Source organism: Streptomyces sp. NPDC048392 (assembly GCF_043200575.1).
In the GTDB taxonomy this organism is placed as follows: Bacteria; Actinomycetota; Actinomycetes; order Streptomycetales; family Streptomycetaceae; genus Streptomyces.
This window is the reverse complement of the sequence record NZ_JBICYB010000033.1, coordinates 62,194-75,965: the sequence shown is the minus strand read 5'-3', so window position 1 is coordinate 75,965 and position 13,772 is coordinate 62,194. Positions and strand designations below refer to the sequence as shown.

General features: G+C 69.9%; 12 protein-coding genes, 1 tRNA gene and 2 pseudogenes. 6 read left to right on the top strand and 9 right to left on the bottom strand.

Annotated features, from left to right (window positions below; translation table 11 throughout):
- Window positions 1-1,867: pseudogene (locus tag ACGFYH_RS30630) on the top strand (hypothetical protein); the annotation flags it as partial.
- A gap of 237 nt (window positions 1,868-2,104) precedes the next feature.
- Here the strand turns inward: ACGFYH_RS30630 and ACGFYH_RS30625 are convergent.
- The 3 genes from ACGFYH_RS30625 to ACGFYH_RS30615 all read right to left on the bottom strand — a co-directional run bounded on the left by ACGFYH_RS30625 (window position 2,105) and on the right by ACGFYH_RS30615 (window position 4,012).
- A tRNA-Pro gene (locus ACGFYH_RS30625) sits at window positions 2,105-2,178 on the bottom strand.
- 67 nt (window positions 2,179-2,245) lie between these two features.
- On the bottom strand, window positions 2,246-2,995 hold the full coding sequence (locus ACGFYH_RS30620) for a Pr6Pr family membrane protein (RefSeq protein WP_393806429.1): 750 nt from the start codon (window positions 2,993-2,995) through the stop codon (window positions 2,246-2,248).
- 87 nt (window positions 2,996-3,082) lie between these two features.
- Window positions 3,083-4,012, bottom strand: a complete 930-nt coding sequence (locus ACGFYH_RS30615) for a metallophosphoesterase (RefSeq protein ID WP_393806428.1) — start codon at window positions 4,010-4,012, stop codon at window positions 3,083-3,085.
- 108 nt (window positions 4,013-4,120) lie between these two features.
- Between ACGFYH_RS30615 and ACGFYH_RS30610 the strand changes: the two genes are divergently transcribed.
- Complete coding sequence (locus ACGFYH_RS30610; protein WP_393806427.1) at window positions 4,121-4,585, top strand: GatB/YqeY domain-containing protein; 465 nt, start codon at window positions 4,121-4,123, stop codon at window positions 4,583-4,585.
- Window positions 4,586-4,745: 160 nt separating this feature from the next.
- Here ACGFYH_RS30610 and ACGFYH_RS30605 read toward each other — a convergent pair.
- The 4 genes and pseudogenes from ACGFYH_RS30605 to ACGFYH_RS30590 all read right to left on the bottom strand — a co-directional run.
- A pseudogene (locus tag ACGFYH_RS30605) lies at window positions 4,746-4,838 on the bottom strand (DNA-binding response regulator); the annotation flags it as partial.
- A 230-nt stretch (window positions 4,839-5,068) separates the two neighbouring features.
- Complete coding sequence (locus ACGFYH_RS30600; RefSeq protein ID WP_393806426.1) at window positions 5,069-5,311, bottom strand: LuxR C-terminal-related transcriptional regulator; 243 nt, start codon at window positions 5,309-5,311, stop codon at window positions 5,069-5,071.
- Window positions 5,312-5,545: 234 nt separating this feature from the next.
- Window positions 5,546-6,052, bottom strand: a complete 507-nt coding sequence (locus ACGFYH_RS30595) for a hypothetical protein (RefSeq protein WP_393806425.1) — start codon at window positions 6,050-6,052, stop codon at window positions 5,546-5,548.
- 258 nt (window positions 6,053-6,310) lie between these two features.
- Entirely contained in the window at window positions 6,311-8,590 is a 2,280-nt protein-coding gene (locus ACGFYH_RS30590) for a transglycosylase domain-containing protein (protein WP_393806424.1), read from the bottom strand.
- A gap of 459 nt (window positions 8,591-9,049) precedes the next feature.
- On the opposite strand from ACGFYH_RS30590, the gene wblA reads away from it, so the two are divergent.
- A complete protein-coding gene (gene wblA / locus ACGFYH_RS30585) occupies window positions 9,050-9,388 on the top strand; it encodes a transcriptional regulator WblA (RefSeq protein WP_393806423.1) in 339 nt (112 codons plus the stop codon).
- Between the two features lie 15 nt (window positions 9,389-9,403).
- Here wblA and ACGFYH_RS30580 read toward each other — a convergent pair whose 3' ends face one another.
- Window positions 9,404-10,789, bottom strand: a complete 1,386-nt coding sequence (locus ACGFYH_RS30580; protein ID WP_393806422.1) for an ArsA family ATPase — start codon at window positions 10,787-10,789, stop codon at window positions 9,404-9,406.
- Window positions 10,786-11,763 (bottom strand): ArsA-related P-loop ATPase, encoded by a 978-nt coding sequence (locus ACGFYH_RS30575; RefSeq protein ID WP_393806421.1) that lies wholly within the window; start codon window positions 11,761-11,763, stop codon window positions 10,786-10,788. Before ACGFYH_RS30575 ends, ACGFYH_RS30580 begins: the two co-directional genes overlap by 4 nt.
- A gap of 106 nt (window positions 11,764-11,869) precedes the next feature.
- On the opposite strand from ACGFYH_RS30575, the gene ACGFYH_RS30570 reads away from it, so the two are divergent.
- From ACGFYH_RS30570 to ACGFYH_RS30560, 3 genes are all read left to right on the top strand, one after another.
- Window positions 11,870-12,031 (top strand): DUF4177 domain-containing protein, encoded by a 162-nt coding sequence (locus ACGFYH_RS30570; protein ID WP_003975360.1) that lies wholly within the window; start codon window positions 11,870-11,872, stop codon window positions 12,029-12,031.
- The gene (locus ACGFYH_RS30565; RefSeq protein WP_393806420.1) at window positions 12,028-12,495 is read left to right on the top strand and encodes a RidA family protein; all 468 of its coding nucleotides are present in this window, start codon (window positions 12,028-12,030) and stop codon (window positions 12,493-12,495) included. The genes ACGFYH_RS30570 and ACGFYH_RS30565 overlap by 4 nt, the downstream gene beginning before the upstream one ends.
- A 204-nt stretch (window positions 12,496-12,699) precedes the next feature.
- Entirely contained in the window at window positions 12,700-13,755 is a 1,056-nt protein-coding gene (locus ACGFYH_RS30560; RefSeq protein ID WP_393806419.1) for an alpha/beta fold hydrolase, read from the top strand.
- Window positions 13,756-13,772: the final 17 nt, after the last annotated feature.

Genomic DNA, 13,772 nt, shown 5'->3' with positions numbered 1-13,772 from the left:
AGACACAAGACGTCGGCATGCCTCCCTCACGCCGAGCGAAACCATGCCTGACCAGCAGAAATCAAGAGATCACGTTCGGTTGAGATACGGCTTCTCACTCAAGGCCGAGATCTATCTCGTCTACCAGGCACTGGCCGGCAGACTGAGGAACCAGGCGGCGCCGTCTCGCCCCGAGCTGGAGCGGAGGATCCGGAATGCCTTCAGTGGCACCGACCTCGTGCTAACCGATCAAGGATGGCAACGGGGGAGCGATTGCTTCAGGGGGCCCACAATCCTCCGTGGCTTCCGGCCCTTCACCATCCCTGACCCCGAGTTGAACCCGCTCTGGGACGCCCTCCGGATCGAACAGCCGAGGCCAGAGGACTTGGTCGATGTCATGAAGGAGATCGCGCAGTCCGGCACCCAGCTCGAGGCGGAGCAACAGCGCGTGATGCTTGAGGCATTGAGGTTCCTCGCCGACACGATCACCTCGGCTGATGGGCCCATCTCTCCGGGCCTGCGTTCCAAGCTGCGCTGGCTGCCGCTGCGGACCACCCTCGGCTGGACGCAGGAGCGCCCCGCCTACGCGGTGGACCACCCCGTCATCGCCCGCACGCTCGGCGAGCACCTGCCCGTGTGGCAACCCGGCGGAGATCTGCAGCAATTCGTTGGCCTGCTGGGGCTCCTCAGGGTGCTCAGGCTGGAGGCATCCGAAGCATGCGTCCTCGCTCCGGACCGCGCAAGTCCCGATCGCCAGCTCACCGGGGACTTCCGGTGGGCGGTGACCAACCTGCAGGACACCCTCGTACGGGACGAGCCGGCCGCCGCCGAAGCTTTCACGGGCTGGGCCTGGCTGATGGAGCTCGAGGTAAGGATCCTGCCGGGGCTACGGATCCAGCTTGACCCGGGTGAGGGCCGTGAGGCGATCGAGGTGTCGGTTGACGCACACGTCGACCGGGAAGCCAAGGCCCTCTTCGTCAGTGTCCCCGAGGCTCTGAGAACCACGCGGGGAGGAGGGTTGGCCGTGGCCTCCCTCTTCTCGACGGAGCGCGCTCACGTCGGGCATCGTTGGCGCGATCTCTGGGAAGCGGACTGGCCGCAGGACGCTCCTGCCGCCCCGCTTGTCCCGTCCGGCCAGCAAGATCACGAGGACCGTGAGCGCTTGGCCTCGCAGCTGCGGGAGCGGGAATTGTTGCGACCCATGGGCCTCACGATTCCGCCACAGCCGCACGGCCCGGTAGACCTGCCCGCCGGCCTCCCGACGCCCCCGTCGGCTCCTACGCCTTCCGCACCCGCCCCGCCGTCGGTCGAGCCCCGCAAGCTGGTTCCCTTGGCCGAACTGCAGACGCGCACCCCACAGGCCGCCCGTACTACTTCCTCGTCGGAACCACGCCCGGCATCCTCCTCGCGAAGGCGACCTGCCGCCTCGCTGCCGCAACCGCGTCAGGGCGGGGCCGCGCCCATCGAGCGTTCCGGACTGCTCGGCTACCAGGACCGGGACAAGGAGAAGATCGTCCTGGGACTGCTTGCTCAGATTCTCCACGAGCGGGGGCGGACGCTGGAAGACCAGCGAGGTCTCCTTCGGCTGGGGGCGGACGCCGTCGACTCGGCAGGCCACTTTTACGAGATTAAGGCTCACGGCGGGGCAGAGCCCGCCGATGTCTCCCTCACCAGCGCGGAACTCACGCGTGCTATTGCAGAGGGGAGTAACTACTCGCTCGTCATCGCCTCGAACCTGGAAGAGGGCAGAGGAACTCCGACGCTCCGGATCATCGCCGATCCGTTGCGATTCTTCGAAGTCGAATCCGCGGCTGAGGTGAAGCTCAGGGGCGTACGTGACACGGATGCCGACGCAACGATGTGGCGATGGCCGGATGCCGGGGCGTGAGACGTACAGCCGGCGTCTCCTGCTGCTGCCCGCGTATGCCTTGCTGATCGTGACGGGTCGAGGAGCCCGGCTTCCTTCTGCCGATGAGGGCTGAGCGGCAGTTGCGGCGGGGTGATGGGAGCCGTTCGGCTGGCGGGATATGAAGTCGGCTCCCAAATGGCTCCCACAACGGCCCCCACAACCACTCAGGGGCCCGACCCGCGTTGCGGATCAGGCCCCTGACCTGGTACTTCACTGTCGGGGTGGCGGGATTTGAACCCACGACCTCTTCGTCCCGAACGAAGCGCGCTACCAAGCTGCGCCACACCCCGATCGTCGCTGCTCGTCGCGGCGACGTCGCTTACTTTAGCCCACCGGTGGCCGCAGGCGAAATCCGGTTTACCGGGGGCGGCGGAGCGGGTTCGGGCGGATGTGGTCCAGGGCGACGAGGAGGACGGCCAGGGCGTAGAGGGCGAGGCCGATGAGGAGGGCGTTGCCGAGGACGTGCTTGTAACCGTGTTGGTCGACGTCTAGGAAGGGGTAGAGGTAGCGGCCCTGGGAGCCGGGGAGGAGCAGCTCGCCGCGGGCCAGGGAGAAGGTCAGGTAGGCCAGGGGGTAGAGGAGCCACACGGGGGCCTGGCGCAGGTGCAGGCGGCCGGGGACGGTGAACAGGAGCCAGTCCAGGGCCGCGGCCACCGGCACCGCGGTGTGGAGGATGGGGGTCGCGGCGGTCTGCCAGGCCGTACCGGTGCCGTCCGGCGCCGCGAACGGGCCCGACGCGTTGGCCAGGAGCAGGTGGTGGACGAGGCCGGCGGCGGCGACGTACAGGAGGGCCGCGCCGGTGAGAGCACCCGGCAGCGGGTGGTGGGCGGACCAGGCGCACCGGGCGGACGCGAGCAGGACCAGCGCCAGCAGGATGCCGCTCTGGATCGTGAAGTGGCTCAGGACGGTCGTGGGTGGGCCGCCGGCGAGCAGTTCTGTCGTCACGCCGGTCAGTGCCAGCAGGGCGGTGAGGAGGCGGAAGGCCGCGACCAGCCTGCGACGTACGGGGGTCACGACGGCCGTCGCCGGTACGGCGGTGGGGAGCAGGACGGCGTGGCCCGGGATCGGGGGGAGGTCCGGGAGGTCCCTGGGTATCGGGGCTGTCATGGCCTCACGCTAGACAGACCGGACATAGCGGGCTATGTGGGTGGGCCGTGTGGGTTACCGGGCGGCCCTCCCCCTGTCCGGAAGCAGTCAGCGCTCCCGGCCCACCAGCGTCAGCAGCGTCGCCTCCGGTGGGCAGGCGAAACGGACCGGGGTGTAGCGGTTGGAGCCGCAGCCCGCCGAGACGTGGAGATAGGACGTGCGGCCCTCCGCCGTGTGCGTGGAGAGGCCCTTCACGCGGTCCGTGTCCAGGTCGCAGTTGGTGACCAGCGCGCCGTAGAAGGGGATGCACAGCTGGCCGCCGTGGGTGTGGCCGGCCAGGGTCAGGGGGTAGCCGTCCGCCGCGAAGGCGTCCAGGACGCGCAGATACGGTGCGTGGACCACGCCCATCGAGAAGTCCGCCGCGCCGGACGGGCCGCCCGCCACCTCCGCGTACCGGTCCCGCTTGATGTGCGGATCGTCCAGCCCCGTCAGCTCGACCGACACACCCTCGATCTTGAGCGTGCCGCGGGTGTTCGTGAGGTTCTGCCAGCCCGCGGCGTCGAAGCCGTCGCGCAGGTCCTCCCACGGGTTGTGGACGACGCCCACGACGGGCGGGTTGCCGTTCAGGCCGTGGCGGCCCTGGACCTTTTCGAGCAGGTAGCGGGCGGGGTTGCGGGGCCGGGGGCCGTAGTAGTCGTTGGAGCCGAAGACGTAGGCGCCCGGGAACTCCATCAGGGGGCCCAGGGCGTCGAGGACCTCGGGGATGCCCTCCGGGTCGGACAGGTTGTCGCCGGTGTTGATCACGAAGTCGGGGCGCAGCCCGGCCAGCGAGCGCAGCCAGCGCTGCTTCTTGCGCTGACCGCCGACCATGTGGATGTCGGAGACCTGGAGCACGCGCAGGGGCCGCATTCCGGACGGGAGGACGGGGACCGTCACTCGTCGGAGGCGGAAGGAGCGGGGCTCGATCGCCGTCGCGTAGACCAGACCGGCGGCACCAACCGCCGTGATTCCCAGGGGTACTCCGTATCGCGCGCGCATATCTCCATCGTGTCAGAAACGGTGGCGGGCGGCCGACGGTGCCCGGGCTCGCCGTGAGCGCGTGAATCAGCGGGCGCTCGTCCTCGCGTACCTGCGACAATCAGTTCCATGACCACGCTCAAGTCGAAGCTGCACGACGACCTCAACTCCGCGATCAAGGAGCGCGACGAGCTCCGCTCCTCGACGCTCCGGCTGACGCTCGCCGCGATCACCAAGGAAGAGGTCGCGGGGAAGGAGAAGCGGGAGCTCTCCGACGACGAGGTGCAGAAGGTGATCACTCGCGAGGCGAAGAAGCGCCGTGAGGCCGCCGAGGCCTTCGCCCAGGGCGGCCGCCCCGAGCAGGCCGAGCGGGAGAAGGCGGAGGGCGAGGTGCTCGCCGCCTACCTGCCGAAGCAGTTGTCCGACGACGAGCTGAACGCGATCGTCGCGCGGGCCGTCGGGGAGGCGAAGGCGGCCGGCGCCGAGGGGCCGCGGGCCATGGGTACCGTGATGAAGATCGTGAACCCGAAGGTGGCCGGACAGGCCGAGGGCGGCCGGGTCGCCGCCGCGGTCAAGAAGCTCCTGGCCGGCTGAGCGGGCGCGACGGCCGGGGCGGCTTCCGCTCCCGGCCGTCCGTGCGAGGGCGAGGCGGGGAGGGGGAAGAGCGCGGTGATCCGCTGCGCTCACCGGGGACCGGGCCCCGTGGAACTCGTACCGCCGGGTGATGCGCGACGGGAACGAGTCGCTGGTCGCTGCCAGGATCCGTTCCCTCGACCTCGTACCCTTCCCGGCGCAGTGCGCGGGTCAGCGGCTCCGAGATGGATCCGTCGTCCTCGGCGCAGTACACGGGGCATGAACCGATGGTGAGCCGGACTCCACGGGCGGGGCAGGCGTCGGCCCCGACGTGCCGGAACCCTCCGTCGTCGCCGGGTCGCCCGCTGCCGCTCAGAGGGTCCGTCGTCGCCGGGTCGCCCGCTGCCGCTCAGAGGCCCCTCGCCCCTGCACGGGGTCGCCGGCCGCACGTGGCCACCGGCCGCACGTGGCCACCGGCGGGGTGTCGCCGGTGACCACGTGCACTCACGTGTAGTGGCGGGGTGCCGACGGTGGCCGCAGCGGGCGCCGTACGGCCCCCGTGGCGTGGAGGCGCCTGTGCGCCGAACGCAGCAGGCCCAGTTCCTGGGCCCGCGCCCCCAGGGCTACTCGCCCGTTGGCCTGCAACCGATCCATGAGCCGTTGCACCCTGCGCTGCACGGTGCGGTGCCCGATATCGAGCTGCCGGGCGATCGAGGCGTCGCTGAACCCCGCATACAAGAGGTTCAAGATCTTTCGGTCATCGGTGTCAATACGGGAAAGGTCGACGGAAGGTTCTGGTCTGGTGGTCAAGAAATTCCCCGATGCAGTATGCCGCCTTTACTCGTACAGCATTTTAAATGCGGCCGCGTTGTCCGGGGAAGGCGAATAAATGGCAGAAGAGTGGCCAAAAGGGCAGGACGATGACATCGCATCGTCCCGCCCGTGGCAGGTCCGGCCTTCGACGTGACGGCCGTGGGCCGGTCAGTACCAGGGCGTGCAGCTCTGGTCGCCCGACGGGTCCTCGACACAGGCCCGCATCATGTGGGTCGAGGGGTTGTGGTACATCGGCGTGCGTGTCCAGTAGTAGTTCGTCCCGCCCGGGATCTTGGCGGTCCAGCCCGAGGCGCCGCCCTTCTTCAGGCCGAGCCGCCAGTAGCACGTGGACTGGTCCTTGGTGCAACGCTGCACGTACACGTCCCAGTTCTGCTCGCCCGAGCCGCTGATGTAGTGCAGCCGGGCCCAGCTGTACTGGTCGCCGTCGGTCTTGCCCCACCGCAGCTCGTACAGGAACGAGCCGCCGAGTTGGTAGGGGCCGTGCGGGCTGACCGGTCCGCTGTCCCAGCTCTGGATGTTCGGGTCGTGGCCGTCGCAGCCGAAGTCGTAACAGGCGAGGGCCCTCGCCTGAGCGGAGCTGGGAAGCATGAGGGCCAGGGCGAGTGCGCTGAGCAGAGCGCCGAACGTCACACCGATCCGTGAGCGGAGTCGCATTTCTCCTCCAAGGTGACCGCAGAAAAAAAGCACCCGGCGACGGGGGCCGGTCGTGACTATGTCACGCCGTGGCAGGGCAGAAAAGTCCGTTTCGCCGCGCTGGCGTAATCACGCCGGAAGCGTTTGAATCCGCGTCGCGCCATTCCCGGCAGCCGCCGGAAGGGCTTCCGGCGGCCGGTCCGGGCGAAGCGAGCGGTCCCTCCCCCTCGCCGGGGAAGGGACCGCTCGTCGTGCCCGTGCTGTCGCCCTCGGGTGAGGTCAGCGCCGCCCGCCCGGCCCGTTGCCCGCGCCCTGGAACAGGTTCCCGGGGAAGCCGCCGCCGTCGCCGGTGCCGCCGTCGCCGGTGCCGCCGTCGGTCAAACCACCGACGAAGCCGCCGTCGTCCCCGTTGTTCCCGTCGTCGGGCTTGTGCTTGTCGTCGCGGCCCTTGCCCTTGTCCTTGTCATTTCCCTTGCCCTTGTCCTTCTCCTCGTCCGGGATGTCGACGAGGTTGAAGGACGGGGAGTCCTTGCCCGACAGAGCACCGGTCATGGCGTCCTTCCAGATCGGACCCGGGACCGCGCCGCCGAAGACGAGCTCGTGGTACTGCCCGCCGATCGTGATGCCCTTCATCTGGACCTGCTGCGAGGCGCTGCCCACCCAGACGGCGCCCGACATGTTCGGCGTGTAGCCGACGAACCAGGCGTTCTTGCGCTCGTCCGTCGTACCCGTCTTGCCGGCGTTGGCACGGTCCGTGAGACCGGCCTGCTGACCCGTACCGGAGTCGACCACGCCCTGCAGCAGCGTGTTCACCGTGTCCGCGGTCTTCTCACTCATCGCACGCGAGCACGTCGACTTCGGCACGTCGAGGGACTTCTGCTTGTTGCCGATCTTCTGGGTGATCGACTCGATCGCGATCGGCGTGCAGTACATGCCGCGGGACGCGAAGGCGGCGTACGCGGTCGCCATCGTGAGCGGGGCCACGCCCTTGGAGCCGAGGGAGACGGCGGGGACCTCGGGGAGCTTCTCACCGTTGCCCTGCACGACGTGCAGGCCGTCCGTCATCTTCATCACCGGGCACAGGCCGATGTCGGCGACCATCTGCACGAAGTAGGTGTTGACCGAGAGGGCCATCGCCTCCTTCAGCCGGTACGGACCGACCTCCGACTCGCTCTCGTTGGGGACGGTCTCGTCGCCCGAATTGAGCCAGGGCTTCCCACTGCACGTCTGCACGGGCTCGGGGTAGGGCATCTCGTAGGGAGAGGGGTACTCCTGCGTGGCCGGGCGCCCCTCCTCGAGCGCGGCCGCCGCGACGAAGGGCTTGAACGTCGAACCGGTCGGGAAGCCGTAGTTGGAGCCCCCCATGCCGTGCCCGACCGAGTAGTTGATCTCGGTTTCGTTCTTGCCGTAGCCGTACGGCTTGGACTGGCCCATCGCGACGACCTTGCCGGTGCCGGGCTCGACCAGCGTGCTGGCCGCGGCGACCGAGTCCGACTGGTTGACGTGGTCCTTGAGCGACTGCCGCACCGACTCCTGCGCCTGCGGGTCGAGCGTCGTACGGATGGTCAGGCCGCCCTGGTTCCAGACCTTGGCCCGTTCCTTGCGGGTCTTGCCGAAGACCGGATCGCTCAGGAACACCTCGCGCACGTAGTCGCAGAAGAAGCTCGCGCCGTTCACGGCCGTGATGCAGCCGTTCTTGGGCTTGCTGACCTTCAGCCCGAGCGGTGCCTTCTTCGCCTTGTCGGCCTCCGCCGGGGAGATGTCGCCGACCTGGGCCATGCGCGTCAGCACGACATTGCGCCGCTTCTTGGCCTCCGCCTCGTCGTTGACCGGGTCGTACCGGCTGGGCGACTGGACGATGCCGGCCAGGAGAGCGGACTCCTGGACGTTGAGGTCCTTGGCGTGCTTGGAGAAGTACCGCTGGGAGGCGGCTTCGACGCCGTAGGCCTGCTGGCCGAAGAAGGTGATGTTCAGGTAGTTCTCCAGGATCTTCTTCTTGCCCAGCTCCTCCTCGACCTGGATCGCGAGCTTCAGCTCCTGGATCTTGCGGCCGATGGTCTGCTGGGTGGCCTGGGCGACCTTCGTCGCGTCGTCGCCCGCCTCCTCCACGAAGACGTTCTTGACGTACTGCTGGGTGAGCGTGGACGCGCCCTCGGAGACCCCGCCGCTGCGCGCGTTCTTGTTGAGCGCGCGCAGGACGCCCTTCAGGTCGACCGCGCCGTGCTCGTAGAAGCGCGAGTCCTCGATCGCGACGATCGCCTTCTGCATGTACGGCGAGATGTCCGCGAGGTCGACCACCGTGCGGTCGCGCGAGTAGACCGTGGCGATGGTGTCGCCCTCGGCATCGAGGATGGCGGTGCGCTGGCTCAGCGGGGGAGTCTTGAGGTTGGCCGGGAGTGCGTCGAAACCCTCCACCGACCCCTTCGCGGCCAGCCCCAGCGCGCCCACGGCGGGCAACGCGATGCCGGCCAGCACTGCTCCCGCGAGCACACTGACACCGAGGAACTTGGCGGCCTGCTGCGTTGGTGACAGACCACCGCCCGAACGCTTCTTTGGCATGGAGGCAGCCTACGTTCTCATTCGCCGGACACGCGTATATGCCTTGGCCTAAGCTGCACTGAACTGTCACAGCAGTGAGGCCACGTATCAATACGTCCGGCGACCCCGAATCGTTCCGGATCCGCTCGAATATTTTGAGGGGCCTCGCTGAGGGGGCGCGTTGGTGTGTACCGGCGTGCGTAACAGCGTGTGGGGTGTGTGTCCGAATCCGCCTTGTGTGTCAATCGGTGTCCGTTGTGGCGCAACAGAGATGACCTGGATGTCGGGATCGTCGCGCATGTCGCCAGCTCACTCCCCCGGGTGATCTGCCGCTTACCCATAGTCCGTTCGGGCCATTCAAGATTGGGCCCGAAGGGGGTGTTGCGCTGTGCCCACCTTCCGTAACGTCCTCAACTGGCGGCGGTGAATATGCCGCTGCCGCCGTGGGGGAGCCTCGATTCGGGAGAGGACGGCGCCGGTATGGGCTGGGTAACCGACTGGAGTGCGCAGGCCGCCTGCCGCACTACCGATCCGGACGAACTGTTCGTTCAGGGAGCAGCGCAGAACAGGGCCAAGGCGGTATGCACCGGATGTCCGGTGCGGACCGAGTGCCTGGCCGACGCGCTCGACAACCGCGTCGAGTTCGGCGTGTGGGGAGGCATGACGGAGCGGGAACGCCGCGCACTGCTGCGCAGGCGGCCCACCGTGACCTCCTGGCGCCGGCTGCTGGAGACGGCGCGGACGGAGTACGAACGGGGGGCCGGCATCGTGCCCCTCGACGATGACGAGGTGTACGAGAACTACGCGGCCGTGGTCTGACCCCGAAAGGCCGGATCAGGCACCCGGCTCGGGCAGCTCGGGACGGCCCGTCGCCAGGCGGGCCCCGATGTCCCGCAGCCCCGCGAGATCGTGCACGTCGCCGGGCAGCGCGGCCACCTCGGTGACCGCCACCTCGGGATGACGCGCGGTGAAGCGGTCACGCGTGCGCCGCTCGCGGGCGAGCAGGTGCATGCGCTCGGCGTGCAGCCTCAGCAGGCCGGCGGCGAGCCCGTCGACGGACCGCTCCGGCGCGTCGGCCGGTGTGTCGTCGGGTACGTCAGGTGTGTCGGCCGCCGTGTCGGGAGCCTCGGGCGAGGTGGCGCGGGCGGAGTCACCGGTTCCTGAACTGCCGTACGTGTCGGGGGAGTTGCCGGGGGTGTTACGAACTCCAGCTTTCCCGCCGTCCTGATCCACAATGCGGGGTTCCTCAAGATTTTCCGCGGCGCCCAGCGCCCGCTCGGCCGACAACCGGGCGGCACCGCTGCCGTGGACCCGGTTGAGCACCAGACCGGCGAGCGGCATGTCCTCGGCCGCCAGCCGCTCCACGAAGTACGCGGCCTCGCGCAACGCGTCCCGTTCCGGGGCCGCGACCACCAGGAACGCCGTCCCGGGCGCCTGGAGCAGTCTGTACGTCGCGTCCGCGCGGGTGCGGAACCCGCCGAACATCGAGTCCATCGCGGCCACGAAGGTCTGCACGTCCTTCAGGAACTGCCCGCCCAGCACCTTGCCCAGGACGCCGGTCATCATCGACATGCCGACGTTCAGGAACTTCATGCCGGCCCGGCCGCCGACCTTCGCCGGGGCCAGCAGGACGCGGATCAGCTTGCCGTCCAGGAAGGAACCGAGGCGCTTGGGGGCGTCCAGGAAGTCCAGCGCCGAGCGGGACGGCGGCGTGTCGACGACGATGAGGTCCCACTCGTCCTTCGACCGCAGCTGCCCCAGCTTCTCCATCGCCATGTACTCCTGCGTGCCCGCGAAGCCCGCCGAGAGCGACTGGTAGAAGGGATTGCCCAGGATCGCCGCGGCCCGCTCGGGGTCCGCGTGCGACTCGACGATCTCGTCGAAGGTCCGCTTCATGTCGAGCATCATGGCGTGCAGCTCACCGCCCGCCGAGTCGTCGACGCCCTTCACCCGGCGCGGGGTGTTGTCGAGCGAGTCGATGCCCATGGACTGCGCGAGCCGCCGGGCCGGGTCGATGGTGAGGACGACCACCTTGCGCCCGCGCTCGGCCGCGCGCAGGCCCAGCGCCGCCGCCGTGGTCGTCTTGCCGACCCCGCCCGAGCCGCAGCAGACCACGATGCGGTTCTGCGGGTCCCCGAGCAGGAGGTCGACGTCGAGCACGCGCGCGGGGGGCAGCCGCCGCGCGCCCTCCTGGTGGCGGGCCGGATCATCCGGACTCATGCGATCCCCTGCTTCCGCAGCTCGATGGCCAGTTCGTACAGGCCCGCCAGGTCCATGCCCTCCGCGAGCAGCGGCAGTTCGTTCATCGGCAGGCCCAGCTCGCCGAGGACCGCCCGCTGCTCCTGCTCCAGCGTGTACCGCTCGGCGTACTCCCCGGCCTGTGCGAGGAGGGGGTCCACCAGCCGCTCGGCGCGCCCGCCCCGCCGCGCCCCGCCGAGTCCCGCCCCGGACAGGGACCGGGCCAGCGCGGTACGCGGCGTGCCCCGTACGAGCTCCAGGTCGGTGGCGTCCAGCACCTGGGGCCGGACCATGTTGACGACGACCCGGCCCACCGGGAGCCGCGCCGTCCGCAGCTCGGCGATGCCGTCCACCGTCTCCTGGACCGGCATCTCCTCCAGCAGCGTCACCAGGTGCACGGCGGTCTCCCGCGACTTCAGCACCCGCATCACGGCCTGCGCCTGATTGTGTATCGGCCCGACCTTCGCGAGCCCGGCCACCTCGTCGTTGACATTGAGGAACCGCGTGATGCGGCCGGTCGGCGGGGCGTCCATGACGACGTAGTCGTAGACGAACCGCCCGCTCCTGTCCTTGCGCCGCACCGCTTCGCACGCCTTGCCGGTCAGCAGGACGTCCCTGACCCCCGGCGCGACGGTGGTCGCGAAGTCGATCGCGCCGAGCTTCTTCAGGGCCCGACCGGCGCCGCCCAGCTTGTAGAACATCTGGAGGTAGTCCAGAAGTGCCAGTTCGGCGTCGATGGCGAGGGCATACACCTCCCCGCCCCCTGGAGCGACGGCGATCTTCCGCTCCTCATAAGGCAGCGTCTCCGTTTCGAAGAGCTGCGCGATGCCCTGGCGACCCTCGACCTCGACGAGAAGCGCGCGCTTCCCCTCGGTGGCCAGGGCCAGCGCGAGGGCCGCGGCCACCGTGGTCTTGCCGGTTCCGCCCTTGCCGCTGACGACCTGGAGCCTGCTCACGTATTCGAGCGTAACCAGTCCGCGCGCCGAGTACGCCAGAGGCTGTGGACAACATCGCCCCGGACGCCCCGCGGAGGCGTCCCGGACAACGGCTAGAGTCGGCCGCATGACCAAGTGGGAATACGCAACCGTGCCGCTGCTCGTCCATGCCACGAAGCAGATTCTGGACACCTGGGGCGAGGACGGCTGGGAGCTCGTCCAGGTCGTGCCCGGGCCGAACAACCCCGAGCAGCTCGTCGCCTACCTGAAGCGGGAGAAGCAGGCATGAGCACGGTGGAGGCGAAGCTCGCCGAACTCGGTCTGACGCTGCCCGAGGTCGTCCCGCCGCTGGCCGCCTACCAGCCGGCCGTGCAGTCCGGCCCCTACGTCCACACCTCCGGCCAGCTCCCCATGGTGGAGGGCAGGCTCCCGGTCACCGGCAAGGTGGGCGGCGAGGTCACGGCCGAGGAGGCCAAGGAACTGGCTCGCACCTGCGCGCTGAACGCCCTGGCCGCCGTCAAGTCCGTCGCCGGCGACCTCGACCGCGTCGCGCGTGTCGTCAAGGTCGTCGGCTTCGTCGCGTCCGCGGCCGACTTCACCGGCCAGCCCGGTGTGATCAACGGCGCCAGCGAACTCCTCGGCGAGGTCCTGGGCGACAAGGGCGTCCACGCCCGCAGCGCGGTCGGCGTGGCGGTTCTCCCGCTGGACGCGCCGGTGGAGGTCGAGATCCAGGTGGAGCTCGTCCAGCCGTAGCGGGTCCGGGCGCGAGGCCTGCCCGGCGACGTGCGGGGAAGCGGGTGCGGGGCGTGCGTTGCCAGGCCGGCAACAAACCTCGCCCCCCGTCGCCCCGCCCCCGCAGGATTGGTCCCCGTGCCCCGTGCGGCTCGGGAGCCGGCCGCGGCCGGCGGTCCCTCGCCGTTTCCGGGACCGCACCGACCGAATGCGCCAGGAGGAACCATGCCGCAGCCGCCCGTGACCGACCGGACCACCGACCGGACCACCGACCCGTCCGCCGACCGGTCCGCCGACCGGTCCGTCCACCGTCTGGTGCCCTCACCGGCCGGCCGGACCCATCTGGTGGAGCGGGGCAGTGGACCGCTGGTCCTGCTCGTGCACGGTTTCCCGGAGTCCTGGTACTCCTGGCGCCACCAGCTGCCCGCGCTGGCCGCCGCCGGGTTCCGCGCCGCCGCCATCGACGTACGCGGCTACGGGCGATCCTCACGGCCGGACGCCGTCGAGGCGTACCGCATGCTCGACCTGGTGGCGGACAACGTCGCCGTGGTGGAGGCCCTGGGGGAGCGCTCCGCCGTGATCGTCGGCCATGACTGGGGCGCGAACATCGCCGCCCACTCCGCGCTGCTGCGGCCCGACGTGTTCCGCGCGGTCGGCCTGCTCAGCGTGCCGTACACCCCGCCGGGCGGACCGAAGCCCAGCGAGGTCTTCGCCGGTATGAGCGATCCCGCCGGCCCGTTCGCCGGGCAGGAGTTCTACGTCTCCTACTTCCAGGAGGCAGGCCGCGCCGAGGCGGAGATCGAGCCCGACGTACGCGGCTGGCTCGCCGGCCTGTACGCAGCCCTGTCCGCCGACACCATGCCCCCGCCGGATGCACCCGATCCGCACTTCGTCGCCCCCGGCGGCCAGATGCGCGACCGGTTCCCGGCCGCCGGCCGGCTGCCCTCCTGGCTGACCGAGGAGGAGCTGGACGTCTACGCCGGGGAGTTCGAGCGCACCGGCCTGACCGGCGCCCTCAACCGCTACCGCAACATGGACCGCGACTGGGCCGACCTGGCCGTCCACGAGGGTGCGCCCCTCACCCAGCCGTCCCTGTTCCTCGGCGGCGGCCTGGACGCCTCCACCACCTGGTTGTCCGACGCCATCGAGGCGTATCCGGTCACCCTGCCCGGCCTGAGCGCCTCGCACGTCCTCGACGGCTGCGGCCACTGGCTCCAGCAGGAGCGCCCCGAGGAGACGAACCGGCTGCTCACCGAGTGGCTGACCGGCCTGCCCTCCTGACCCCCGTCCGCCCCCCG

Bases quoted from the DNA above. Each gene is read 5' to 3' on its own strand.
- ACGFYH_RS30620 (WP_393806429.1), bottom strand. From the start codon at position 2,995: ATGACAGCCCCGATACCCAGGGACCTCCCGGACCTCCCCCCGATCCCG.
- ACGFYH_RS30615 (WP_393806428.1), bottom strand. From the start codon at position 4,012: ATGCGCGCGCGATACGGAGTACCCCTGGGAATCACGGCGGTTGGTGCC.
- ACGFYH_RS30610 (WP_393806427.1), top strand. From the start codon at position 4,121: ATGACCACGCTCAAGTCGAAGCTGCACGACGACCTCAACTCCGCGATC.
- ACGFYH_RS30595 (WP_393806425.1), bottom strand. From the start codon at position 6,052: ATGCGACTCCGCTCACGGATCGGTGTGACGTTCGGCGCTCTGCTCAGC.
- ACGFYH_RS30590 (WP_393806424.1), bottom strand. From the start codon at position 8,590: ATGCCAAAGAAGCGTTCGGGCGGTGGTCTGTCACCAACGCAGCAGGCC.
- wblA (WP_393806423.1), top strand. From the start codon at position 9,050: ATGGGCTGGGTAACCGACTGGAGTGCGCAGGCCGCCTGCCGCACTACC.
- ACGFYH_RS30580 (WP_393806422.1), bottom strand. From the start codon at position 10,789: ATGAGTCCGGATGATCCGGCCCGCCACCAGGAGGGCGCGCGGCGGCTG.
- ACGFYH_RS30570 (WP_003975360.1), top strand. From the start codon at position 11,870: ATGACCAAGTGGGAATACGCAACCGTGCCGCTGCTCGTCCATGCCACG.
- ACGFYH_RS30565 (WP_393806420.1), top strand. From the start codon at position 12,028: ATGAGCACGGTGGAGGCGAAGCTCGCCGAACTCGGTCTGACGCTGCCC.
- ACGFYH_RS30560 (WP_393806419.1), top strand. From the start codon at position 12,700: ATGCCGCAGCCGCCCGTGACCGACCGGACCACCGACCGGACCACCGAC.